The 23,216-nt window shown below is 72.1% G+C and carries 22 protein-coding genes; 11 read left to right on the forward strand and 11 right to left on the reverse strand.

The genetic code is table 11. The features are described 5' to 3' along the window. Positions 1–6 precede the first annotated feature (6 nt). Positions 7–1,728: a PrsW family intramembrane metalloprotease gene (locus Pma05_RS14225; protein WP_203857859.1), complete on the forward strand. Its 1,722-nt coding sequence runs from the start codon at positions 7–9 to the stop codon at positions 1,726–1,728. Positions 1,729–1,777: 49 nt separating this feature from the next. Here Pma05_RS14225 and Pma05_RS14230 read toward each other — a convergent pair whose 3' ends face one another. Continuing rightward, positions 1,778–2,116, reverse strand: coding sequence for a GroES family chaperonin (locus Pma05_RS14230; protein WP_203857860.1), 339 nt, complete (start codon positions 2,114–2,116; stop codon positions 1,778–1,780). A 127-nt stretch (positions 2,117–2,243) separates the two neighbouring features. Here Pma05_RS14230 and Pma05_RS14235 point away from each other — a divergent pair, with 127 nt between their 5' ends. Further along, positions 2,244–3,521, forward strand: coding sequence for an AI-2E family transporter (locus Pma05_RS14235; RefSeq protein WP_372441473.1), 1,278 nt, complete (start codon positions 2,244–2,246; stop codon positions 3,519–3,521). Between the two features lie 42 nt (positions 3,522–3,563). Here Pma05_RS14235 and Pma05_RS14240 read toward each other — a convergent pair whose 3' ends face one another. After that, the gene (locus tag Pma05_RS14240; protein WP_203858055.1) at positions 3,564–5,717 is read right to left on the reverse strand and encodes an ATP-dependent DNA helicase; all 2,154 of its coding nucleotides are present in this window, start codon (positions 5,715–5,717) and stop codon (positions 3,564–3,566) included. A 317-nt stretch (positions 5,718–6,034) separates the two neighbouring features. Between Pma05_RS14240 and Pma05_RS14245 the strand changes: the two genes are divergently transcribed. Then, positions 6,035–6,538, forward strand: coding sequence for a DUF402 domain-containing protein (locus Pma05_RS14245; RefSeq protein ID WP_203857862.1), 504 nt, complete (start codon positions 6,035–6,037; stop codon positions 6,536–6,538). Positions 6,539–6,559: 21 nt separating this feature from the next. Here the strand turns inward: Pma05_RS14245 and sigJ are convergent, their stop codons facing one another. Then, the gene (gene sigJ / locus Pma05_RS14250) at positions 6,560–7,528 is read right to left on the reverse strand and encodes an RNA polymerase sigma factor SigJ (protein ID WP_203857863.1); all 969 of its coding nucleotides are present in this window, start codon (positions 7,526–7,528) and stop codon (positions 6,560–6,562) included. A gap of 373 nt (positions 7,529–7,901) precedes the next feature. Here sigJ and Pma05_RS14255 point away from each other — a divergent pair, with 373 nt between their 5' ends. Both Pma05_RS14255 and Pma05_RS14260 read left to right on the forward strand, forming a co-directional pair. Continuing rightward, positions 7,902–8,528, forward strand: coding sequence for a DUF47 domain-containing protein (locus Pma05_RS14255; RefSeq protein WP_203857864.1), 627 nt, complete (start codon positions 7,902–7,904; stop codon positions 8,526–8,528). 6 nt (positions 8,529–8,534) lie between these two features. Further along, positions 8,535–9,536, forward strand: a complete 1,002-nt coding sequence (locus Pma05_RS14260; protein WP_203857865.1) for an inorganic phosphate transporter — start codon at positions 8,535–8,537, stop codon at positions 9,534–9,536. A 78-nt stretch (positions 9,537–9,614) separates the two neighbouring features. On the opposite strand, the gene Pma05_RS14265 is transcribed toward Pma05_RS14260, so the two are convergent. After that, complete coding sequence (locus tag Pma05_RS14265; protein WP_203857866.1) at positions 9,615–10,583, reverse strand: Gfo/Idh/MocA family protein; 969 nt, start codon at positions 10,581–10,583, stop codon at positions 9,615–9,617. 93 nt (positions 10,584–10,676) lie between these two features. On the opposite strand from Pma05_RS14265, the gene Pma05_RS14270 reads away from it, so the two are divergent. Further along, the gene (locus tag Pma05_RS14270; RefSeq protein ID WP_203857867.1) at positions 10,677–11,504 is read left to right on the forward strand and encodes an NUDIX hydrolase; all 828 of its coding nucleotides are present in this window, start codon (positions 10,677–10,679) and stop codon (positions 11,502–11,504) included. 88 nt (positions 11,505–11,592) lie between these two features. Here the strand turns inward: Pma05_RS14270 and pstB are convergent, their stop codons facing one another. The 7 genes from pstB to Pma05_RS14305 all read right to left on the reverse strand — a co-directional run bounded on the left by pstB (position 11,593) and on the right by Pma05_RS14305 (position 19,224). After that, positions 11,593–12,369, reverse strand: a complete 777-nt coding sequence (gene pstB / locus Pma05_RS14275; protein ID WP_203857868.1) for a phosphate ABC transporter ATP-binding protein PstB — start codon at positions 12,367–12,369, stop codon at positions 11,593–11,595. A gap of 16 nt (positions 12,370–12,385) precedes the next feature. Next, a complete protein-coding gene (gene pstA / locus Pma05_RS14280; RefSeq protein ID WP_203857869.1) occupies positions 12,386–13,474 on the reverse strand; it encodes a phosphate ABC transporter permease PstA in 1,089 nt (362 codons plus the stop codon). Continuing rightward, complete coding sequence (gene pstC / locus Pma05_RS14285; RefSeq protein WP_203857870.1) at positions 13,471–14,601, reverse strand: phosphate ABC transporter permease subunit PstC; 1,131 nt, start codon at positions 14,599–14,601, stop codon at positions 13,471–13,473. Before pstC ends, pstA begins: the two co-directional genes overlap by 4 nt. A gap of 49 nt (positions 14,602–14,650) precedes the next feature. Next, on the reverse strand, positions 14,651–15,754 hold the full coding sequence (gene pstS, locus Pma05_RS14290; protein WP_203857871.1) for a phosphate ABC transporter substrate-binding protein PstS: 1,104 nt from the start codon (positions 15,752–15,754) through the stop codon (positions 14,651–14,653). Positions 15,755–16,129: 375 nt separating this feature from the next. After that, the gene (mshD, locus tag Pma05_RS14295; RefSeq protein WP_239312342.1) at positions 16,130–17,161 is read right to left on the reverse strand and encodes a mycothiol synthase; all 1,032 of its coding nucleotides are present in this window, start codon (positions 17,159–17,161) and stop codon (positions 16,130–16,132) included. Beyond that, positions 17,158–18,285 (reverse strand): polysaccharide deacetylase family protein, encoded by a 1,128-nt coding sequence (locus Pma05_RS14300; protein ID WP_239312344.1) that lies wholly within the window; start codon positions 18,283–18,285, stop codon positions 17,158–17,160. Before Pma05_RS14300 ends, mshD begins: the two co-directional genes overlap by 4 nt. A 225-nt stretch (positions 18,286–18,510) precedes the next feature. Next, positions 18,511–19,224 (reverse strand): winged helix-turn-helix transcriptional regulator, encoded by a 714-nt coding sequence (locus Pma05_RS14305; protein WP_203857872.1) that lies wholly within the window; start codon positions 19,222–19,224, stop codon positions 18,511–18,513. Positions 19,225–19,652: 428 nt separating this feature from the next. On the opposite strand from Pma05_RS14305, the gene Pma05_RS14310 reads away from it, so the two are divergent. The 5 genes from Pma05_RS14310 to Pma05_RS14325 all read left to right on the forward strand — a co-directional run bounded on the left by Pma05_RS14310 (position 19,653) and on the right by Pma05_RS14325 (position 23,109). Then, positions 19,653–20,636 carry a hypothetical protein gene (locus tag Pma05_RS14310; protein ID WP_425567638.1) on the forward strand — a complete coding sequence of 328 codons (984 nt, stop codon included), beginning with the start codon at positions 19,653–19,655 and terminating at the stop codon, positions 20,634–20,636. Between the two features lie 148 nt (positions 20,637–20,784). After that, the gene (locus Pma05_RS14315; RefSeq protein ID WP_203857874.1) at positions 20,785–21,597 is read left to right on the forward strand and encodes an LmeA family phospholipid-binding protein; all 813 of its coding nucleotides are present in this window, start codon (positions 20,785–20,787) and stop codon (positions 21,595–21,597) included. Positions 21,598–21,684: 87 nt separating this feature from the next. Continuing rightward, positions 21,685–21,762 carry an Ms5788A family Cys-rich leader peptide gene (locus Pma05_RS44000; RefSeq protein ID WP_311202345.1) on the forward strand — a complete coding sequence of 26 codons (78 nt, stop codon included), beginning with the start codon at positions 21,685–21,687 and terminating at the stop codon, positions 21,760–21,762. Between the two features lie 172 nt (positions 21,763–21,934). Next, positions 21,935–22,783 (forward strand): sulfurtransferase, encoded by an 849-nt coding sequence (locus Pma05_RS14320; RefSeq protein WP_203857875.1) that lies wholly within the window; start codon positions 21,935–21,937, stop codon positions 22,781–22,783. 5 nt (positions 22,784–22,788) lie between these two features. Beyond that, positions 22,789–23,109, forward strand: a complete 321-nt coding sequence (locus Pma05_RS14325) for a DUF1416 domain-containing protein (RefSeq protein WP_203857876.1) — start codon at positions 22,789–22,791, stop codon at positions 23,107–23,109. Positions 23,110–23,216 lie beyond the last annotated feature (107 nt).

The raw sequence follows: 23,216 nt of genomic DNA on the forward strand, positions 1-23,216 counted from the left end.
GGCCGGATGTGGTCCGGCCAGGCTGTCCGGAGGAACTACGCTGATCACATGGCCGACACCCCGCCCGGTGCGGCGGCGCCCCAGCCGCCGTCGCCGACCCCGCCGTGGCCGCCCGCCCCGTCGCAGCAACTCCCGCCGTCGCCGGGCACCCCGCCTGAGTGGTCGCCGGGCACCATGCCGGAGCTGGCGGCGACGCCCGAGCGGCGGAGCCGGGCCCGCCTGCTGATGGTGATCGGGGCGATCACGCTCATCGTCGTCTGCACGGTGCTGATGGCGTGGGAGCTGGTGTCGCCGGCCGGGGTCACGCCGCCGCTGATCGGGCTGGCCGCGGCGGCGCTGCCGGTGCCGGTGCTGGTGGCCTGCTTCCTCTGGCTCGACCGGTACGACCCGGAGCCGGTCAAGTATCTCGCCTTCTGCCTCGGCTGGGGCGCGGCGGTCTCCACCTTCGCCGCGCTGCGTACCAACACCTTCGCGGCCGACACCCTGGAGCTGCCCCTGCCGGTGGTCGGGGTGCTGGTCGCGCCCTTCATCGAGGAGCTGACCAAGGCGCTCGGGCCGTTCCTGCTCCTGCTCTACCAGCGCCGCAAGTGGTCCGGGATCACCGACGGGATCGTCTACTGTGGCCTGTCGGCGGTCGGCTTCGCGATGGTCGAGAACATCCTCTACTTCGGCCTGCACGGCTACGCCCAGGGCGTCGACCAGTACGGCCCGGCCACCGGTGCGCAGAACGTCTTCGGGATCTTCATCCTGCGGGTCCTGATCAGCGGCTTCGCCCACCCGCTCTTCACCTCGATGACCGGCATCGGGCTCGGCATCGCCGTACGGTCGGCCAGTCGCCCGATCCGGATCCTCGCCCCGATCGCCGGCCTGCTGCTGGCGATGATCCTGCACGGCGCCTGGAACGGGGCCGCGACCATCACCCAGCTCTTCGGGGAGGCGCTGATCCTGCTCTACAGCTATGTCGGGCTGATGGTGCCGATCTTCCTGGGCGTGGTCGGCCTGGCCGTCTGGGTGCGTAGCTGGGAGGGTCGGCTCACCCAGCGCCGGCTCCCCGAGTACGTGTCGGCGGGTTGGCTCACCCCGCCCGAGCTGGCCGCGCTCGGCACCCTCGGCCGGCGGCACGCGGCTCGTCGCTGGGCCCGCCGGGTCGCCGGTGACGAGGGTGCCAAGGCGATGCGGGCGTTGCAGATCTCCGCGACCCGGCTCGCCCTGCTCCGCGACGGGCTGGTGCGCGGGCTGGAGAGCCGGCCCGGGCAGCTCGCCCGGCGGCTCGCCGAGGAACGCCGGCTGCTCGACGCGATCCAGGCCGCCCGCAGGGTCTTCGTGGGGCGCGATCCGCAGACGCCGGCCGGGATCTGGGACGGTTCCCGCTATCACCTGTCGTTCCCGGACGGCTCCCGCCGGACCCTGCCGGCGCCGGCCGAGCCGGTGGTGCCGATCCCGGTGCTCCTGGTGGCACCGCCGCGCCCGCCGGCCCCGGTCGGCCCCGGCTACCCACCCCCGGGATACGGCCCGTACGGCGGCGCACCATCCGCGCACGGCGGCGCACCAACCCCGTACCCCGGTGCACCGGGTCCGTACCCTGGCGCACCATCGCCGTATCCCGGCGTGCCGGGTCCGTACCCTGGTGCACCATCGCCGTATCCCGGCGCGCCGGGTCCGTATGGTGGGCCGCCCGCATCGGGTGCCGGGCAGGTCGGGCCCTGGTCGGGGCCGTACCAGCGCTGAGTGGGGCCCGCCGGTCAGTGCCGGCGGCCGGGCGGTGGGGGTGGGGAGGTCACAGGTAGAGGCCGGTGGAGTCGGTCTCGACCCGCCGGGCGGCCACGGCGTGCACGTCGCGCTCGCGGAGCAGCACGTACTCCCGGCCGTGCAGTTCGACCTCGGACCGGTCGTCCGGGTCGAAGAGCACCCGGTCGCCGGAGACGATCGAGCGCACGTTTGGACCGACACCCACCGCGGTCGCCCAGGCCAGCCGCCGGCCCATCGAGGCGGTCGCCGGGATGACGATGCCGGCGGTCGAGCGCCGCTCGCCCTCGCCGCCGTCCGCCCGGACGAGCACCCGGTCGTGCAGCAGGCGGATGGGCAGGCCGTTGTCGGTGGTCTCCTCGGCGGTCACGACCGAGACGGTACCGCGTGCCGCCACCAGCCAGGTTGGTGGCCGTCACCCCCGCCGGCCGCTCCGAGCCGGGCTGTGCCGGTGCGGCTACGGTAGGAAGGCCGATTCCGCCGTGGGAGGTGCGCGCTTGCGCCGTTTCGAGCAGCTACGAGCAAGGATCCGTCGCGCGTACGCGTTCGGGCGGTCGTCGGACCCGTCCGGCGGGGCCGCCGAGCCGGCGGAGGATCGACCGGCGGCCACCGCCGAGCCGGCGCCGGTGTCGACGTCGGCCGAGGGTGAACCGGCCGGGGAACTCCACCCGTCGACGTCGAGCCGGGACGACGCGGACGTGCCGCACGCGCTGCGGATTGCCGCCGCCTGGTCGTGGCGACTGATCGTGATCGGCCTCGTCGGCTGGGCGCTGCTGCGGGTGGTCGGCACGATCCGGATCGTGATCATCCCGTTGGCCATCGCCCTGCTGCTCTCCGCCCTGCTGGCCTCGCTGGTCGGCATGCTGCTCCGGGTCCGGCTGCCCCGGTCCCTGGCCACCGCCGTGGTGCTGGTCGCCGGCCTGGCCGCCGTGGTGGGCACGCTCACCCTGGTGGTCAACGAGTTCGTGAAGGGCGTACCGGACCTGAGCCGCAACGCCACCGGCGGCATCCGGCAGATCCAGGAGTGGCTGAAGACCGGGCCGCTGCACCTGTCGGACAACCAGCTCAACTCGTACATCGAGCAGGGCGAGCAGTGGATCAACGAGAACACCCAGGCGCTGACCAGCGGCGCGGTCTCCACCGCCGCGACCGTGGCCGAACTGCTCACCGGGGCGCTGCTGGTGCTCTTCGCCACCTTCTTCTTCCTCCGGGACGGCGAGAAGATCTGGCGTTTCCTCGTCCGGCTGCTCCCGGTGGCCGCTCGGTGGCGGGTCGACGACGCCGGCCGGGCCTCCTGGGCGACGCTGGTCGCGTACGTCCGGGCGACCGTACTCGTGGCGTTCATCGACGCGGTCGGGATCGGCGTCTTCCTGGTCGTCTTCGACATCCCGTTCGCCTTCCCGCTGGCCGCGCTGGTCTTCCTCGGTGCGTTCATCCCGATCGTCGGCGCCACCCTCTCCGGCGCGGTGGCGGTACTGGTCGCCCTGGTCGACAGCGGTTGGGTGCGGGCGCTGGCCATCCTCCTCGTGGTGATCGGGGTGCAGCAGGTCGAGGGGCACATCCTGCAACCGTTGATCATGGGACGGGCGGTGGCGATCCACCCGCTCGCGGTGATCGTCGGCATTGCCGCCGGGGTGGTGCTGGCCGGCATCGTCGGCGCCCTGGTCTCGGTACCGCTGATCGCGGTGCTCAACACCGCGGTCCGGCGACTGGCGCACCGCCGCCCGCCGGAGGTGCCGCCGGACGCCGTGGTGGTCGCCGCGAAAGCCCCGTAGCCCGGATCCGCCCCCCGACAGCCGGCCCGGCCCGGGGGCGGTTCAGGACTTGCCGAGCCGCTCCAGCGCGCCCCGGGCGACCTCCGGCCGGGTGGTGTACCAGAACGGCGGCAGCGACTTCCGCAGGAAGGCGCCGTACCCCCGGGCGGTCTCCAGCCGGGAGTCGAGTACCGCCACCACGCCCTTGTCGCCGGTGGACCGGATCAGCCGGCCGACCCCCTGCGCCAGACGTACGGCGGCGATCGGCACGCTCACCGAGGCGAAGCCCGAGCCGCCCGAGGCGTCCACGGCGGCGGCCCGGGCCGCGGCCAGCGGCTCGTCCGGGCGGGGGAACGGCAGCCGGTCGATCACCACGAGCTGGCAGGCGTCGCCCGGCACGTCCACGCCCTGCCACAGCGACATCACGCCGAAGAGGCAGCTCGCCCGCTCCTGGCGGAACCGGCGGACCAGCAGCGGCAGCGCCTCCTCGCCCTGGAGCAGGATCGGCAGCTCGGTACGCGCCCGGAGCAGCTCGGCGGCCTGCAACGCCGCCCGGCGGGACGAGAAGAGCCCGAGGGTACGCCCGCCGAGCGCGCCGACCAGCCCGAGCAGTTCCTCGCCGGCCGCCGCCGGCAGGCCCGAGGCGCTGGGCCGGGGCAGGTGCGAGGCGACGTAGAGGATGCCCTGGCGCGGATAGTCGAACGGGGATCCGACGTCGAGCGAACGCCAGCCGGCATCCGCCTCCGGCCCGTCCGCCTTCGAGGTCTCCGCCGGCGAGGCGTCCCCTGTGGCGGCGCTGTCCCGGCGACCGGCCCCGGACCGGTCACCGGCGGAGGGCTGCGCCGGGCGGGTCGCCGTCCCGGCACCGGCTTGCGCCGGGTCGGGTCGTCCGGTGCGCAGCGCCGCCGCCCGGGGGTGCGGCCGGGTCGGGTCGACTCCCGGATCCGCCGGGGCGGCCAGCCCGAGGGCCCGGGCCACGGTGTCGAACCGGCCGCCGAGGGCGAGCGTGGCCGAGGTGGCGACGACGGTGCGGTCCTCGTAGAGGTGCGTGGCGAGGGTGCCGGCCACCGAGAGCGGGGCGACGACCAGGGCCCGCCGGCCCGCGCCGCCGCCGTCCGGCTTCTCCACCCAGGCCACGTCGTGGTCGGCCTCCTCCAGCAGCCGCTGGGTGGTCTTCGACAGGTCGTCGAGTACGGCCTTGGCCTGCTGCTTGCGTACCGGGTCGGGATCGTCGGCCTTGACGTCGCCGATCTTCTCCAGTGCGGCCCGGGTCGCCGCGTCCAGCAGGGTGCACGCCTCGCGCAGTGGCCCGGGCAGCTCTCCGGTGATCCGCCCGCCCGGCGCCTCGGCGAGCCCGACCGCCAGCGAGTCGCCGGCCGCCACCAGCGACTCGGCCAGCTCCGGGGTGAGCAGGGGGCGGCTGCGCCGGGCGGCCCGGTCGATCAGCTCCGGAATCAGCTCCGCCTGGGCCGCCGAGGAGACCCGGTCGGCCAGCTCGTGCGCCTCGTCGATCACCAGCAGCTTGTGCGGCGGCACGATGTGCCGGCCGGCGAGCATGTCGACGGCGAGCAGGCTGTGGTTGGTCACCACCACGTCCGCCTCGCGGGCCCGGGCCCGGGACGCCTCGGCGAAGCACTCGGTGCCGTACGGGCAGCGGGCGGCGCCGACACACTCCCGGGCCGGCATCGAGACCAGCCGCCACGCCTGGTCGTCGACGCCCGGGTCGAGTTCGTCGCGGTCGCCGGTCTCGGTCTCCATCGCCCAGTCCCGGACCCGCTCGATCTGCTTGCCCAGCCGACCCGCCTCACCGAGCCACTTGGTCCCGCCACCGCCCCGGCTCGGCGCGTCGAAGAGGGTGTCCTCCGGCTCGTCCTCTGTGGAGTTCTCCAGCCGGGCCAGGCAGAGGTAGTGGTGCCGGCCCTTCAGCACCGCGAAGGTCGGCCGCTGGCCGAGGACCGGGGTGACCGCGTCGGCGAGCCGGGGCAGGTCGTGGTCGACGAGCTGGGACTGGAGCGCGAGGGTCGCCGTGGAGATCACCACCGGGCCGTCGACGGTCAGCGCCGGGGCGAGGTACGCCAGCGACTTTCCGGTGCCGGTGCCGGCCTGCACCAGCAGGTGCTCGCCGGAGAGGATGCTCTCCTCGATCGCGGTCGCCATCTGCTGCTGACCCGGCCGGGCACTGCCGCCCGGCACGGCACCGACGGCCGCCGCGAGCAGTTCCGATCCGGCGGGGCGGTCACCTCTGCGTCGTCGGCGGGACCGGGGCGCCGGGGGTCGGCCGGAGTCCGCCGCCTCGGAGTCGATCAGGGTGGGGGCGTTGGCGTCGGTGGCGGGCACGGTCACCGTGCGACCGTACCCGCCGATCCCGACACCGCCGCGCCGCCTCGCCCCGGCGGGTCCGCGGCCGGGCCGGATCGGTGCCCGGACCAGGGATGCCGGCCCGCCGCCGGGGCCCGGATGATGTTGTCGATTTCGACGCCTGCCGGACGCTTCACGCACCGCACGCATTGGGTGACATCGGCTAGGGTGCGGGCATGTCGAGCGATGTGGTCCGAGTCGTCTACCGCAAGTACGACGGCACCGCACACCGGGACTACCCCGCCCGCAGACTGACCGAGGACGACCTCGGTGTGTGGCTCGGCGTGACCGCCGGGACGGAGTCGGTCTACCATGGCCGCCCGTCGGTGGAACAGATCCCGTTCGTGCTGCTGGTACCGCACGACGCGTGGTGGAGCACGATGTTCAACCCGCCGCCCCGGACCAGCGAGGTCTACTGCGACATCGCCAGCCCGGCCCGCTGGGAGGGGGACACCGTCCACCTGATCGACCTCGACCTCGACGTGGTGCGCCGGCGGGGCACCGGTCTGGTGGAGTTGCGCGACGAGGACGAGTTCGCCGAGCACCGGGTCCGGTTCGGCTATCCGGAGGAGACGGTGGTGCAGGCCCGGGCCGCGGCGGAGTGGCTCTACGGCGCGCTCGGCGACGGTACCGAGCCGTTCGCGTCGGCGTACCGGAAATGGCTGGCGCTGGTGGTCTGACCCGGCGCCCCCACACCCGACCTAGTGCTGGACGTGCCAGGGGTGCTCGTCCGGCGCGATCCTCGGCACCCCGGCCAGTTTCTCCGGGTTGAGCTGGGTGTAGGCGGCGGTGATCCGGCCGTCGGCGACGGTGAACCACATGACGCCGTGCAGCGGCAGGCCGGGCCGGTAGTCCGCCTCGAACTGGAGGCCGAGCGTGCCGTTGACGAGTACCGGCCGCATCCGCAGGTTCTGGGTGTCCCACGCGGCCCGGCGCATCAGCCCGAACGCGAACCGGGCGACCTTGGTCGCGCCGACCACCGGATGCCGGGCGGTCGGGAAGAGGCCGCCGCCGTCGCCGACGAGGAGCACGTCCGGGGCGAGCACCTCCAACAGCCGCTCGGGTTCGCCGGACTCGACGGCCTCGCGGAACGCGCTGACCAGCCGCTGGTGTTCGGCCGGGTCGGCGGAGTCGCGCGGGCCGTCCTCGGTGACCGCACGCCGGGCCCGGGAGGCGAGTTGTCGGGCGGCGGCCGGACTGGTCGCCAGCACCGTGGCGATCTCCGCGAAGGGTACGGCGAAGACGTCGTGCAGCACGAACGCGACCCGCTGCTCCGGGGTGAGCCGTTCCAGCACGGTCAGCAGGGCGATGCCGACCTGCTCGGTGTGCGCGGCCCGCTCGGCCGGGTCGGGGGCGAACCCGTCCGCCGCGCCGGCCGGGTCGGGCAGCCGGCCGACGATCGGCTCCGGCAGCCATTCGCCGTGGTACGCCTCCCGGCGTACCCGGGCCGAGCGGAGTACGTCGAGACAGAGCCGGGCGGTGGTGGTGGTGAGCCAGCCCCGCAGGTCGCGTACCTCGGCGCGGGCCTGCGGGGTGCCCAGGGCGGCGGCGTAACGCAGCCAGGTCTCCTGTACGGCGTCCTCCGCCTCCGCCCGGCTGCCGAGCATCCGGTACGCGACCGTCCCGAGGTGCTCCCGTTCGGCCTCGAACTCGCTGGCCAGATCCCGCACCCCTACCTCCCCCGCCGCCGTACGTCCTCCCGCGAGGTTAGCCCCGTACGCCGAGGCACCGCTTGGCGCGGGTCGGACCGGCTGGAACCGGACGGTGTGGTCAGGCCGCTCGACGCCGTGCGGGATCAGGGTGTGGTGACACCCCTGCGGGTCGTCGGGGCGGCGAATCTCACAGCACACCGAGGCGCGGGCCGTTCGGTGGTGTTCGTGCCGGACTGTCGGCGTTCAAGGTGAACATCAGGTGAATGACAGGTGAATCACCCCTGACCAGGGGTGGGCGGGCGAAAACTCCGATCCGAGGTTTCCTAGCATTCCCCAGGGGCAGCCTCCTGCGGCCCGTCACCCGTCCGCCGACGCAACGAGGTTCCGTGCCGTGAAGTTTTCCCTCCGCCCCTCCGAGGGCGCGTTCTACGAGTTGTTCAGCAGAGCCGCTCAGAACCTCGTACGGGGTACCGAGTTGCTGAACGAGCTGTCCCTGCCAGGGGTGGACGTGCAGTCGGTCAGCGAGCGGCTCACCGAGGTCGAGCACGACAGCGACCAGATCACCCACGAGCTGTACAAGAAGATCAACTCGACGTTCGTCACGCCCTTCGACCGGGAGGACATCTACCGGCTCGGCTCGCTGCTCGACGACGTGATGGACCACCTGGAGGCGGTCGGCAACCTGCTCTACCTCTACGGGCTGACCAAGCTGCCCTCGCTGCCCCGCGAGATGCACGAGCTGGTGAACGTCCTCGACCAGCAGGCCAAGCTGACCGCCGAGGCGATGCCCCGGCTGCGCGCGATGAAGGACCTCGAGGACTACTGGATCGAGTGCAACCGGCTGGAGAACGACGGCGACCAGGCGTACCGGATGTTGCTGGTCCGGCTCTTCTCCGGCGAGTACGACGCGCTGACCGTGCTGAAGATGAAGGAGGTCGCCGACGAGTTGGAGGCGGCCTGCGACGCGTTCGAGCACGTGGCCAACACGGTCGAGACCATCGCGGTCAAGGAAAGCTGACCTCCGGTGACCCCTGAACTCATCGCCGTACTGGCGGTGATCGCCGTCGCGCTGCTATTCGACTACACCAACGGGTTCCACGACGCCGCGAACGCCATCGCCACCAGCATTTCCACCCGGGCGCTGACCCCCAGGGTCGCGCTCGCGATGGCCGCGGTCGGCAACTTCATCGGCGCGCACTTCGGCGCGGACGTGGCCAAGACGGTCGGCTCCGGCCTGGTCGAGTTGCCGCCCGGCGTCTCCAGCCTGGGCATCGTCTTCGCCGGGGTGATCGGCGCGATCACCTGGAACCTGGTCACCTGGTATTTCGGCCTGCCCTCGTCGTCCTCGCACGCGCTGATCGGCGGGCTGGTCGGGTCGACGCTCGCCGCCTCCGGCACGGTGCTCTGGAAGGGGATCGGGGAGAGCGTCGTACTGCCGATGATCCTCTCCCCGCTGGTCGGTTTCCTGCTCGGCTACCTGGTAATGATCGCGGTCCAGTGGATCTTCCGGAACGGGCAGCCGGGCAAGCTCAACCGGGGCTTCCGGTGGGCCCAGACCGCCTCGGCGGCGGCGATGTCGATCGGGCACGGCATGCAGGACGCGGCCAAGACGATCGGCATCGTGGTGCTCGCCCTCTTCGTCGGCGGCTACCAGGGCAGCGCCGAGCACATTCCGGAGTGGGCGTTCTGGACCTCGGCGACGGTGCTGGCCCTCGGCACGTACGCGGGCGGCTGGCGGATCATCCGTACCCTCGGACGCAAGATCATCGACCTCCGGCCGCCGGAGGGCTTCGCCGCCGAGACCGTGGCCAGCGGGGTGCTCTACTTCAACGCCCTGGTGCTGGGCGCCCCGATCTCCACCACGCACACCATCACCTCGGCGATCATGGGCGTCGGGGCGACCAAGCGGCTCTCCGCCGTCCGCTGGGGCGTGGCCGGCAACATCGTCGGCGCCTGGATCCTGACCTTCCCGGCCGCCGGCTCGATCGGCGCGCTCATGTATTTCCTGGTCCGACCGCTCTTCTGAGCGATCCCGCCCCGGACGGCCAGCCGTCCGGGGCGGTCCGGTGGCCAGGTGCTCGCCGCGCTGCCGATGCTCGCGCGGTCAGGGGTAGGTCACGCCGATCTGCTCGCGGATGTCGTCGAGCAGGCCCATCACCTCCAGGGTCGCGGCGTGCGGCACCAGCGGGCTCTCCAGCAGCCCGGCCGCGAGGCAGCGCTGCACCTCGGCCGCCTCGTGCTGGTAGCCCGAGCCGGTCAGGTCGACCGGCAGCAGCTCCGGGTCGGCGCCGTCCCGGAGCAGGGTGACCTGGCCCGGCCGGTAGAACGGCGGCGCCAGCTCGATCCGGCCGGTCCGCCCGGTGATCACCGCCGCCACCCGGGTCGCGCCGATCATGCCGCAGCTCAGCGTGGCGACCGCGCCCGACTCGTAGCCGAATATGATCCCGGTGTTCTCGTCGACCCCCTCCGGGCTGATCCTGGCCCAGGAGCGGACCTGGTCCGGCAGGCCGAGCAGCAGGTGCGCCAGGCTGATCGGATAGACCCCGAGGTCCAGCAGGGCGCCGCCGCCGAGCGCCCGGGCCCGCATCCGGTGCTCGGGCGGGAACGGCCCGCCGACCCCGAAGTCCGCCTGCACGCTGGTCACCTCGCCGATCGCGCCGTCGGCGATCAGCTCCCGGATCCGGAGTACGACCGGATTGCACCGCATCCACATCGCCTCCATCAGGAAGCGGTCGTTGGCGGTCGCCACGTCGACGAGTCGCTGGGCGGCGGCCCGGTCCAGGGTGATCGGCTTCTCGACGAGTACCGCCCGGCCGGCGTCCAGGCAGGCCATCGTGGCGTCGAAGTGTGCCGCGTGCGGGGTGGCGACGTACACCACGTCGATCTCGTCGTCGGCGGCGAACTCCTGCCACGACCCGTACGCCCGGGGCACCCCGTGCCGGTCCGCGAAGGCGCGGGCGGTCTGCTCGGTACGGGAGCCGACGGCGACGACCTCGGCGTCCGGCAGCAGCCGAAGATCCTCGACGAAGGTGGCGGCGATGTAACCGGTGGCCAGGATGCCCCAACGTGTCATGCCCGGCACCGTAGCCGAGCACCGTCCCGCCCCGGTCGGCTCCCCCGGCAGGCAAGATCGCGGCTGCCCGGACGGCCGCACTACGCTCGCCACATGACCAGCTTTGCCGCCCCGGAGTCGATCGCCGCCCACGCCCGCCGGTTCTACGCCGAGGCTGGGGTGCCGGTGCCGGCCCGGCCGGCCGCGACCGTACTGCTGCTCCGGCCGGACGCCTCGGGTCGGGACGGCTTCGAGGTGTACATGATCCGCCGCGCCGCCAGCATGACCTTCGGCGGCATGTACGCCTTCCCCGGCGGCAGCGTCGACCCGGGCGACTCGGAGATCCGGCTGGACTGGTCCGGCTCCGGCCCGGCGGACTGGGGGAACCGGCTCGGCCAGCCGCCCGGACCGGCCCAGGCGCTGGTCTGTGCGGCGGCCCGAGAGGTCTTCGAGGAGGCGGGCGTACTGCTCGCCGGCCCGGACCACGACAAGGTGGTGGGCGACGTCAGCGGCGACGAGTGGGAGCGGGCCCGGCAGGCGCTGGTGAACCGGCGTACCGGCTTCGCCGACCTGCTCCGGGACTGCCGGCTCACCCTCCGGTCCGACCTGCTGCTGCCGTGGAGCCGGTGGGTCACCCCGGAGTTCGAGCCGCGCCGCTTCGACACGTACTTCTTCGTCGCGCTGCTGCCGGCGGGTCAGCGGCCCCGGGACGTCTCCGGGGAGGCCGACCACACCATGTGGATCCGGCCGGCGGAGGCGCTGGCCCGGTTCGAGGCGGGCGAGATCGCCATGCTCCCGCCCACGGTCATCACGCTGACCGAGATCGCCGACTGTGCGGACCTGGCCGGGGTGCCCGCCGCCGCGGCCGTGCGGGACGCCGGCACCCCGGTCATGCCCCGCTTCGCCCAGGCCGAGGACGGCAGCGGCCACTTTCTCCTGTAGTGAAACCCCGCAGCGAAACGTGATCCCGGAGAGTTCGGCCAGCGTGCGCCGTACTCTCCGGGATCACGGAACAGCAGGTGGGGCGGGGTCAGCCGAAGCGGCCGGTGATGTAGTCCTCGGTCTTCTTCACGTTCGGGTTGCTGAAGATCTTCTGGGTGTCGTCGTATTCGATCAGCCGGCCCGGGTCGCCGGTCTGCTCGATCGAGAAGAAGGCCGTCCGGTCCGAGACCCGGGCCGCCTGCTGCATGTTGTGCGTCACGATGATGATCGTGTAGCGGTCCTTGAGCTTGAACATCAGGTCCTCGATCGCCAGCGTGGAGATCGGGTCCAGCGCCGAGCAGGGCTCGTCCATCAGCACCACCTGCGGCTCGACCGCGATGGTCCGGGCGATGCAGAGCCGCTGCTGCTGCCCGCCGGACAGGCCCGCGCCGGGCTTGCCGAGCCGGTCCTTGACCTCGTCCCAGAGGTTCGCCGAGCGGAGCGCCCGCTCGGCCGCGTCCTCCAGGACCGACTTGCGGCGTACGCCGTTCAGCCGCAGCCCGGCGACCACGTTGTCGAAGATCGACATGGTGGGGAACGGGTTGGGCCGCTGGAAGACCATCCCGATCATCCGGCGGACCGCGGTCACGTCCACGTCCCGCTCGTAGATGTTCTGGTCGTCGATGGTGAGCTTGCCGTCGACCCGGGCGCCGGGCAGCACCTCGTGCATCCGGTTGATGGTGCGCAGGAAGGTCGACTTGCCGCAGCCCGAGGGTCCGATGAGCGCGGTGACGGTCTTCGGTTCGACGGTGAGGTTGATGTCCTCGATCGCCTTGAACGAGCCGTAGTACGCGGTGACGCTGGTCGCGTCGATTCGCTTGGCCATGATCATTCCTTCGGGGTTAGCGGCTGAACCGGTTGCGGCGGGCCAGCAGTTTCGCCGCGATCGTCAGGATCAGTACGAGGGCGACGAGGGTGAGTGCCGCGGCCCAGGCGCGGGCCGGCGCGTACCGGGAGGCGTCCCCGGCCTGCTGGTAGACGTAGAGCGCCAGCGACGACTGGTTGTTCTCGAACGGGTTGAAGTTGATCGCGGCGCCACCCCCGGCGACCAGCAGTACCGGCGCGGTCTCCCCGGCGGCCCGGGCAACGGCCAGCATCACGCCGGTGACGATCCCGGGCAGGGCGGTGGGGAGCACGATCCGCAGGATCGTCTTCCACTTCGGGATGCCGAGCGCGTACGCCCCCTCGCGCAGCGGCGCCGGCACCAGCCGGAGCATCTCCTCGGTGGACCGCACGATGGTGGGCAGCATCAGCACGCTCAACGCCAGCGAGGCGGCGAAGCCGGAGTAGCCCGGCCGCCCGTCGTTGAAGTACGGCGAGACGATCAGGATCCAGAAGGCGAGTACGAAGAGGCCGGCGACGATCGACGGGATGCCGGTCATCACGTCCACGAAGAACCGGATGGTGAAGGCGAACCGGCCCCGGCCGTACTCGACGATGTAGATGGCGCAGGCGATGCCGAGCGGCACGGTGATCAGGGTGGCGACGCCGACCTGCTCCAGCGTGCCGATGATGGCGTGGTAGGCGCCACCGTTCGGGTCCCGGGCCCCGATGTTGTTCATCGAGGTGCCGAAGAAGTTGCCGTCCAGCCGCTCGATGCCCTTGCTGACCAGCGTCCAGGTGACCGAGGCCAGCGGCAGCAGGGCGAGTACGAAGGCGGAGTGGATCAGCGCGCTCCACGTGCGGTTGCGCGCCTGCCGCCGCCCCTCCACCGCGTTGCTGGCGAGGAAGAGGCCGACCAGGTAGAAGACCACCGCGAGGGCGACGACCAGGGCGGTGCCGCCGATCCCGGCGCCGTAGACCACGGCGGCGGAGAGCACCACGGCGGCCACCGCGATGCCGAGGCTGGCCACCACCGGCAGCCGGCGGGTACGCAGTTGCGGGCTCTGCCCCGGCGCGGTCGAGGGAGGTGCTGTCGTCGTTGTCGTCATGCTGCGGACTCCGTGAACTCCCGGCGCCGGTAGATGATGGCCCGCGCGGTGATGTTGACGATCAGCGTGATCGAGAAGAGCACCAGGCCGGAGGCGATCAGCGCGCCGCGGCCGGTGTCGTTGGCCTCGCCGAACGCGTTCGCGATGTTGGCGGCGACCGTGTTGCCACCGTTCTCGATGATGTTGAACGAGATGCTTGAGACGATGCCGAGGGTCATCGCCAGGGCGATGGTCTCGCCGAGCGCCCGGCCCAGGCCGAGCATGGTGGCGCCGATGACGCCGGGACGGCCGTACGGCAGCACTGCCGTCCGGATCATCTCCCACTTGGTGGCGCCGAGCGCGAGCGCGGCCTCCTCGTTGGCGGTCGGGGTCTGCCGGAACACCTCACGGGAGAGCGAGGTGATGATCGGCAGCACCATGATGGCCAGCACCAGCGAGCCGAGCAGGATCGACCGGCCGAACGGCCCCTCCCCGCCGAAGATCGGGATCCAGCCGAAGTACTTGTTCAGCCAGACCGAGAACTCCTGCACCGGGCCGTAGAAGAAGTCCCGGCCCCAGAGCCCGAAGACCACGCTCGGCACCGCGGCCAGCAGGTCGACCAGGAAGCCCAGCGCGGTACCGACCCGGCGGGGCGCGTAGTGCGACAGGTAGAGCGCGATGCCCAGCGCCACCGGTACGGCCAGCAGCAGGGCCAGCACCGACGTGAGTACGGTGCCGAAGGCCAGGGCGCCGATGCCGAACCTCGGCTGCGCCTCGTTGGGGAACCAGCCCTCGAAGGTGAAGAAGTTGGCGGTGTTGGCGTTCAGCGCAGGTACGGCCTTGGCGATCAGGAAGATCGCGATCGCCACGATGATGACCAGCACCATCGCGCCGGCGGCCATGGTGAAGCTCTGGAAGAGGCGCTCGGCGCCGAAGGCGCTCCGCCGGGGCAGGGCGCCGCCGCCACCCAGGCCGGTGCCGCCGCCGCCACTGCCGCCGCCGCGCCGGCCAGCTCCGTCCGGAGCGCGGTCCGCGGGTGTCACTGGTACGTCGACCGACAGCGCGGCACCGGCGGACCCTGCGTGACCGATGGTCACACGGGGTCCGCCGGTGCCGGCGTTGGCCGAGCGGTCTGGGGTGTCGCCCATCTGCTCGCTCGCTCCGTTGACGAAGTTATGAGGATGATCTATTGAGAGATCAGGCGAGAGCCTTGACCGACGCCTCGACCTTGGCGCGAACCGTCTCCGGCAGCGGGGCGTAGCCCAGCTCGGTCAGGTCGGCCTGCCCGTCGGTGCTGGCGGCGTAGCTCAGGAAGCCCTTGACCAGCGCCAGCTTGTCGGCGGCGAGGCCCTTCGAGCAGACGATCTCGTAGGTCACCAGGACGATCGGGTACGCCCCGGCCTCCTTGGTGTTGAAGTCGATCTTCATCTTCAGGTCTTCGCCCTGGCCGACGACCTCGGCACCGGCGATGGTCTTACCGGCCGACTCGGGGGTCAGCTCGGCGAACTCGCCGGCCCCGTTGCCGATCTTGGCCATCTTCAGGCTGCTGTTCTCGGCGTAGGACATCTCGACGTAGCTGATGCTGCCCTCGGCCTGCTTGACCGCGCTGGCCACACCGTCCGACTTGGCCGCACCGGTGCCGCCCGGGGCCTTCCACGCCTTGCCCTTGCCGAAGGTCCAGTCGGCCTCGGCGGTCTTGGCGAGGAAGTCGGTGAAGTTGTCGGTGGTGCCCGACTCGTCCGACCGGTGCACGGTCTGGATCGTCGCCGACGGCAGGGTCGCGCTCGGGTTGTCGGCCTTGATCGCGGCGTCGTCCCACTTGGTGATCTTGCCGGCGAAGATCTTGGCAAGCGTGGCCGGCTTGAGCTGGAGGTTGTCCAGGCCGTTCACGTTGTAGACGATCGCGACCGGGCCGATCACCATCGGCAGGTGGATCGCCTTGCCGCCGGTGCACTTGGCGTCGGCCTTCGGCTGCTCGTCGTCCTTGAGGGCCGAGTCCGAGCCGGCGAAGTCCGCGGTACCGGCGATGAAGGCCTGGATGCCCGCACCGGAACCGCTCGGCTCGTAGTTGATGGTCGAGCCGGTGCACTTCTGCTGGTACGCCTTACGCCACTCGTCGACGGCGTTCTTCTGCGCCGACGAACCCTGGGCGTTGACCGTGCCCGTGGCGCAGTCTTCCGCCGCGGAAGACCCGGAGGCCGACGGCTCGGTGGGCTCGTTATTGTCCGAGCCGCACGCGCTGACTGCCAGTGCCGTGGCCAGAGCGAGACAGGCAATGGTGCCGTGCCGCTGGAGCTTCACCTGAAAGGTTCCCTTCACCTTGTACGAAGCAAGCCCGAGGCGCCGCCCCGGGAGCCGACTAGTGGTCGGCTATGTAGGGAAGTTAGGAGCGCCAGGTAGCCGGTTCGCCGGTCGCGAGTGAACGCAGGGTGAACAGGGATAGCCGGGTGGATGGCCGGATCCTGAGGGCAAGATGTCCGTTCCGTGAACCGTGGGACCGGTGCGACATCTAGGGCTATTAGCGCGGTTCGTGACCCGCCCGGGCCAACCGGACGGCCGGTGACCGGTACTCCGTACGGACCGTGTCGGTCAGCCGACCGGATGGTGGCGGTCCGCCGGGTGTCGTCGTCGGACGGCCTCCCGGGCTCGGACGGTCCACACCGGATGGACGGCGCGTCAGGCCGGACCCTCCGGCGGCGTCGACGACCAACGGTACTGCACGTGTCGCAGCCAGTTCGCGAAGCCGAGCCGGGTGTAGAGCGCCATCGCGCCGGTGTTGGACTCGTCGACGTAGAGCATCACCCTGGTCAGCCCTCGGTCGCGCAGGTGGTGCAGGCCGGCGAGGGTGAGCGCCCGGCCCAGCCCGAGCCCGTGGCTGTCCGGGTCGACCCCGAGCACGTACACCTCGCCGATCGGCGCCGACCCCTCGGCCCGGCCGGTCGGGTCCGCTTCGCTGGTCGGGTCCGCTTCGCTGGTCCGGTCCGCTCCGCTGGTCGGGTCTGACCGGCCGTGCACCTTGGTCCAGTGGAAGCCGAGCAGCCGCCCCGACGACTCCTCGACGGCGAGCAGGAAGCCGGCCGGGTCGAACCACGGCTCGGCGAGGCGCAACCGCAGGTCGGCCCGATCCCAGCGGCCCTGCTCGGGATGGCTGGCGAAGGATCGCCGGTTGACCTCCAGCCACGCCTCGTCGTCGCTGCCGGGCCGGAACGCGCGTACCGAGACCCCGGCGGGCAGCTTGGGCTCGGGCAGCGGGTCCCGCAGCGAGCGGCGTAGCTGCCACAGCACCCGGGACCGGTGCAGCCCCAGGTCGAGAGCGAGTGCGGCGGCCGACGGATGGTCGCTGTGCGCCCAGACCAGCAGTGCGCCGGTTCCGGGTACCCGCTCCAGCGCCGCCGAGACCAGCGCCCGGCCGAGCCCCTGTCGGCGCCACATCGGATGTACGACGAGTTCGGCGGCGACCTCGGCCGTCCCGTCCACCGGCTCCAGGTGGGCGTAGCCGACCATCGCCCCGGCTGGTCCCCGGACTACCAGGTGGACGGCGGGGCCTCCCTCGGCCTGTCGGAGTCGCAGCGTCACGTGCTCGGAGAGCGGGTCGGCACCATCGGCGGCGCCCGCCACACCGGACAGTGCGAGTATCGCCTCGACCTCGTCCGGTGTGAGCCGGTCGAGGCTCGACACCCGTACGTCCGCCGCCCGCTCAGTGGTCACCTTCCCACCGTAGCCGCCGCTCCGGCGGCGCCCGCCTGCCCGGCCTGCCCGGCTGGCGGGTTACCCGTTGCTGGCGCCCCGGCCGGCGGGGTGCCGGCCGACGGCTGTCCACCCGGCTGTCCACCAGGCGGGGTGCCGGTCGACGGTGGACCGGTCGGCGGTGGACCGGTCGGCAGTGCGGCGAGGGCGTACTGCCGGACGAGGTCGGGCAGCAGCCAGTTGAGCGCGATCATCGTGCCCTGCCGGTTGCCACCGGAGTCGTGCAGCAGCACGATCGCCCCGGGCGCGATGCCGGCGCTCACCCGCGCCGCGATGGTCCCGGCACCGGGCCGGGTCCAGTCCTGCGGGTCCACCGCCCAGTGCAGCGAGGTCATGCCCAACTGCCGGGCCACCGCGACCACGGACGCGGTCCAGGCGCCGCCGGGCTGCCGGAAGTACTCGATCCGCGCGTCGGGCACGGCGGCCCGGATCGCCTCGTTGGTGCGTACCAGGTCGGCCCGGATGGTGGCGGTGGACCGGCTGCCCAGCTTGACGTCGTGTTGCCAGGAGTGGTTGCACAGGGTGTGCCCCTCCGCCACGATCGCCCGGACCAGATCCGGGTACGCCTGGACGTTCTGGCCGACCAGGCAGAAGGTGGCCTTGACGTCGTACTCGCGCAGTGCTGACAGGACCTGCGGTGTGTACCGGGGATCGGGCCCGTCGTCGAAGGTCAGCGCCACGTTGCGGGCGCCGGTACTGATCCGGGCGCCGTACGGCCCGTCCTGCTCGGGGGGCAACTGTGCCGGCCCGTCCCCCCGGGTCCGATCCGGTTCCGCACCGCGGGGTCGCGGCGTGCCGCCTGGCGTCGCCGTGCCCGACGGTGCCGGAAGCGCCCCGTCCGCCCCCTTGGCCGACCCGCTCCGCTGCCCCGGGTCGGCCCGCCCCGCGACAGGCCCGCCGGCCCGGTCTCCCGACCGCTGGTCCGACGGCCCGTCCGGCTGTGGGTCGGTCTGGTGCTGGGCCCGGTTCTCCGGTATGGCCAGTGGGCCGCCGGGCCGGCCGAGGGCATGGCCGAGCGCGTACGCGCCGCCGAGGATGGCGACGGTGACCAGCGTCGCGACCGCGAGCATGTGAGTTCGGGACATGGTCGGCATCAGCGGACCGCCTCAGGGAATTCTGTCCGTCCTGCCCCGAAAAACACCCTGGAAACCGCTGATGTCACCTCTGCCTCCTCCGGACGCTTCCGGTCAAGGCTACGTACGTCGCGCCCGAATTCTCATGTTTTCTCCATTTATTGTGAACCGCCTTCAGGTGACCGGTACGCCAGAAGGCCACCCGGCCGTACTGGGTGGCCTTCTAGACGGGTCGGATCAGACGGGCAGTGGCACGTTCTCCGACTCGGGCAGCGGTCGGGACGGCGGGGTGACGAACTTGTAGCCCACCTGCCGGACGGTGCCGATCATCGACTCGTACTCCGAGCCGAGCTTGGCCCGCAGCCGGCGTACGTGCACGTCGACGGTGCGGGTGCCGCCGAAGTAGTCGTAGCCCCAGACCTCGCGGAGCAACTGGTCGCGGGTGAAGACCCGGCCCGGGTGCTGGGCGAGGAACTTGAGCAGCTCGAACTCCTTGTAGGTCAGGTCGAGCGGCCGGCCCTTGAGCTTGGCGGCGTAGGTGTCTGGGTCGATGGTCAGCTCACCGGCCCGGATCAGCCCGCCGGCCGCCGCGGTCGCGTTGCTGAGCCGGCCGACCGCGAGCCGCAGCCGGGCCTCCACCTCGGCCGGACCGGCGCTGGCCAGGATCACGTCGTCGACGCCCCAGTCCGCGTTCAGGGCGATCAGACCGGCCTCGGTCACCACCGCGACCAGCGGTACGCCGAGCCCGGTGGCGTGCAGCATCCGGCAGGTCGCCCGGGCCTCGCTCAGTTCCGAGCGGGCGTCGACGAGTACGGCGTCCGGGCTGGGCCCGGAGACGAGGGTGCGGACATCGCGCGGGGCGGTACGCACCGAGTGGGGGAGCAGGTCGAGGGCCGGCAGCACGACGGACGGTTCGCCTGCGCGCGCGGTCACCAGCAGCAGGATCTCCACACATCACCTCCGTCCCGGCGGCACCTGGGCGCCGCGCGGTGGCCAGCGGCACTCGGGGCGGGGACTCCGGGACCGCTGGGGATTGGGGTCGTCCCGGCGTCACTGACGGGCAGGTAAGGCTTAACCTTATCGGAACTTTCGCCGGACGCTCTCACACGATCGGTTCATGGGTTGTGTGATCGGTCATTACCGGCAGGTTTCCGGATCGTGTTTCGGTTCGGGGATGCCGGGCCCGGCGCGTCGGGTGGTCGGTCTGGCACGATCGGGGCGTGTACCCCTCGACGCCTCCGGAGACCGGCCGCGACTCCTGGCCGGAGAACCGCCCCGGTCCGGCCGGCCCGCACCGCGCGCCGGATCCGCGCGGTCGCCCCGCCGGCCCGGACGCCCGCAGCCCCTTCGACGGTCCGCGCCCGGCCGACGGCCCGCGCCTGCCGGACGGTTCCCGGCACGGTGACGGAGCCAGGCCCGGCGACGGCCCCCGGAACCCGGACGGCCCCCGTCCCGGCGACGGGCCCCGGGGCACCGACGGCCCGCGGCCGGACGGCGGGGTGGATCCGGCGGAGCTCGACGGCGAGGAGGAGCTGCCGCCGGTACCGGTCCGCCGACTGTTGTCGGTGGCGATCGCCGGCTTCGCCGGACTGCTCGGGGTCGGGCTGATCTTCGGCGCGCAGACCGCCGGCCCGGGTGCCCGGCTGCCGTTCGCCGTGGTCGTCCTCGGGGTACAGCTGCTCTTCGTCCTCGCCTGGACCATGGCGATGCGCCCGCCGGCCCTGCCGCTGGTCGGCGGGGTCGCGGTGGCGGTCGCGCTCGCCGCCGACGCGGCTGCCGTGCTGCCGCAGATCGCCGTGCTCGCCCCCCTCGGGTACGTGGCCGCGGGCGGGTTCCTCGTCGGCGTGCTCGGGCAGCTCGTCCGCCGGGCCGACCGGGCCCGGGTGACCGAGTCGCTCGGCGCCACCCTGTTCATCGTGGTCGGCGTGGTCGCCTTCGGCACCCTGATCGTGCTCAGCCGGATCCCGAAGGGTACCCAGGCGATCTTCGTCTGCCTGACCGCGGCGGCGGTGGCGCTGACCGTCGCCCGGGTGACCGACGCGGTGCTGCCCTGGCCCCGACTTGCCCCGCAGGTGCCGCGCGGTGCCGCCGGTGTGGTGATCGGGGCGATGCTCGGCACCCTCGCCGCCGGCATCCTCGGCAGCTACCTGGTGGCGTTCACCCCGACCAGTGCCGCGGTGGTCGGACTGGTCACCGCCGCGGCGGCGGCCCTGGCCGACCTCGGGGTGGGCTACGCCGAGGCGGGCCGGCAGATGGCCGGCGAACCGCCGACGATGTGGGTGGCCCGGCACATGCAGGGGCCGCTCGGCGGGTTCGCGCTGGCCGCACCGGCGGCGTACGCGATGAGCGTCTTCTTCCTCTGAGCAGGGGCGGCACCGGGGAAAGGAAGGGTGCTTCCCGGCACCCGACCCGGTGCCGTACCTCGACGGTTGGAGATGTGCCCGTTCGGGTAGATAGTGGTCCCGACGACGGCGGTAGGCGGGTGCGACGGCACCGGATCAGGGAGGCGGCGTGGCGGACAGCTATCCGGCAGACGGCGGGACGTACGGCGAACGGCCCCGTCGGCGCAGGGGGCGTCGGGCACTCGTCATCCTGGTGATCCTGCTTCTCGTGCTGGCCGGGCTGCTGGTGGTGGCCGACCGGGTCGCCGCCGGGGTCGCAGAGCGGGTCGTCGCGGACCAGATCGACCAGGAGATCTCCCGGCAGAACGTGCAGTCCGCCGCGCCCGAGGTGACGGTCGGCGGCTTCCCGTTCCTCACCCAGGTGCTGAACGGCCGGTACGACTCCATCAAGGTGCTGCTCCGGGACGTACAGGGGCCGGTGCAGGGTACCGACGCGGCGGTGAAGGTGCCGGAGTTGACCGTCGACGCCCGGGACGTGACCGCGTCGCTCGACACGCTCCGCTCCGGCCAGGGCGAGGTGACCGCGAAGACGGTCCAGGGCACCGGGACCGTCGCGTACGACAGCGTGGTGGCGTTGATCGACCGGCCCGGGGTGCGGTTGCGGGAGCAGGACGGCAAGCTCGCCGTGACCGCGCCGGTCCGGGTGCCGATCCTGGAGCAGGAGCTGACCGTGCAGGGCACCGCGAACGTGGCCATCGACGGCGACGACATCGTGATCACCTTCGACCGGCTCACCTCCGCCGACCTGCCGGACAACCCGGTCGTGCAGACCTTCGTCAACAACTTCGCCCGGCAGCTCTCGGTCCGGGTGCCGCTGCCGCCGTTGCCGTTCGCGCTCCAACTGCACGAGGTACGGCCACTGCCGAACGGACTTGCCGTGACAGCCAGCGCCCGAGATGTCGCGCTGAGCGAGGTCGGCTGATCAGAGGGGTCGGAACCGGGGTCACGCGATCCCGGATCGTGGTTGGTCCTGGGTAACGACTCCGTAGCACTGGTAGGCTCCCGGTTCATGGGGACGCTCCTCACCAAACGGCGCGCGGTCGACCTGTGCCGCGTGGCCACCTGCCTGTGTCGCCCCGTCATCTGACGGCGGGGCTGTTCTGCGTACCCTCTGAGTCCTTCCCTCACGCCCGGCAGCGGCGCCGTCGCACGTACCCGTGATCCCTACCTGTCAATGGGTCCCGCGCGTGACATGCGACAACAACATCGGTCGATCCACACGCGCAGGCTCACACAAATCCTCACCAAGGAGTGATCTGATGAGTCGCGACACCGCACTCGTCTCGGCCGACTGGGCCGAGAAGAACCTCGACGCTCCCGGCGTGGTCTTCGTCGAGGTCGACGAGGACACCACCGCGTACGACGGTGGGCACATCGCCGGTGCGATCAAGCTCGACTGGAAGACCGACCTCCAGGACCCGGTACGCCGGGACTTCGTGAACAAGGCGCAGTTCGAGGCGCTCCTCTCCGAGCGCGGCATCTCCAACGACGACGTCGTCGTGCTCTACGGCGGCAACAACAACTGGTTCGCCGCCTACGCGTACTGGTACTTCAAGCTCTACGGGCACGGCGACGTCAAGCTGCTCGACGGTGGCCGCAAGAAGTGGGAGCTGGACGCCCGCCCGCTCGTCGCCGACCAGGTCTCCCGGCCCGCCACGCAATACACCGCGCAGGAGCCGGACCTGTCGATCCGGGCCTTCCGCGACGAGGCGGTCGCCGCGATCGGGGTCAAGAACCTGGTCGACGTGCGCTCCCCCGACGAGTACGCCGGCCGGCTGCTCGCCCCGGCGCACCTGCCGCAGGAGCAGGCGCAGCGGGCCGGGCACATCCCGACCGCGATCAGTGTGCCGTGGTCGAAGGCGGCCAACGAGGACGGCACCTTCAAGTCCGACGACGAGCTGGGCAAGATCTACGGCGAGGCGGGGCTGGACGGCAGCAAGGACACCATCGCCTACTGCCGGATCGGCGAGCGCTCCTCGCACACCTGGTTCGTGCTCAAGGAGCTGCTCGGGCACCAGAACGTGAAGAACTACGACGGATCCTGGACCGAGTACGGCTCGCTGGTCGGCGTGCCGGTGGCGCTCGGCGACGAGCCGGGGGAGGCGTGACGACCATGACAGTTCCGATCACCGCCGGCTGCGCGGCGCCGGACCAGGCGGCTCCGCTGCCGGCGAGCCTGGACCTGGAGAAGGAAACCGTCATCACCGGGATCGTCAGCGCCGAGAACGGCGAGGTCGTCCCCGGGGCGTACGTCCGGCTGCTCGACTCCACCGGCGAGTTCACCGCCGAGGTGGTCACCTCGCCGGTCGGGCAGTTCCGGTTCTTCGCCGCGCCCGGCACCTGGACGCTGCGGGCGCTCTCCCGGCACGGCAACGGCGACCTCTCGGTCACCGCGGGCCGGGGCATCAACGAGGTGGCCGTCACCGTCGCCTGATTCCCTGACCTTCACCGACAGCGCGAAGGGTCCCGTCGATCTCCTCTGGTCGGCGGGACCCTTTCGGGTGTCGGACGTGTGCGACGGGTGGGAACGGGAACCCGCAC

Source organism: Plantactinospora mayteni (genome assembly GCF_016862935.1).
GTDB lineage: Bacteria > Actinomycetota > Actinomycetes > Mycobacteriales > Micromonosporaceae > Plantactinospora > Plantactinospora mayteni.

Excerpts from the sequence above, each read along its gene's own strand:
- pstB (WP_203857868.1), bottom strand. The coding sequence starts at position 12,369 with ATGGCCAAGCGAATCGACGCGACCAGCGTCACCGCGTACTACGGCTCG.
- Pma05_RS14225 (WP_203857859.1), top strand. The coding sequence starts at position 7 with ATGTGGTCCGGCCAGGCTGTCCGGAGGAACTACGCTGATCACATGGCC.
- Pma05_RS14325 (WP_203857876.1), top strand. The coding sequence starts at position 22,789 with ATGACAGTTCCGATCACCGCCGGCTGCGCGGCGCCGGACCAGGCGGCT.
- Pma05_RS44000 (WP_311202345.1), top strand. The coding sequence starts at position 21,685 with ATGGGGACGCTCCTCACCAAACGGCGCGCGGTCGACCTGTGCCGCGTG.
- Pma05_RS14270 (WP_203857867.1), top strand. The coding sequence starts at position 10,677 with ATGACCAGCTTTGCCGCCCCGGAGTCGATCGCCGCCCACGCCCGCCGG.
- Pma05_RS14320 (WP_203857875.1), top strand. The coding sequence starts at position 21,935 with ATGAGTCGCGACACCGCACTCGTCTCGGCCGACTGGGCCGAGAAGAAC.
- Pma05_RS14245 (WP_203857862.1), top strand. The coding sequence starts at position 6,035 with ATGTCGAGCGATGTGGTCCGAGTCGTCTACCGCAAGTACGACGGCACC.
- pstA (WP_203857869.1), bottom strand. The coding sequence starts at position 13,474 with ATGACGACAACGACGACAGCACCTCCCTCGACCGCGCCGGGGCAGAGC.
- Pma05_RS14265 (WP_203857866.1), bottom strand. The coding sequence starts at position 10,583 with ATGACACGTTGGGGCATCCTGGCCACCGGTTACATCGCCGCCACCTTC.
- Pma05_RS14300 (WP_239312344.1), bottom strand. The coding sequence starts at position 18,285 with ATGTCCCGAACTCACATGCTCGCGGTCGCGACGCTGGTCACCGTCGCC.
- pstC (WP_203857870.1), bottom strand. The coding sequence starts at position 14,601 with ATGGGCGACACCCCAGACCGCTCGGCCAACGCCGGCACCGGCGGACCC.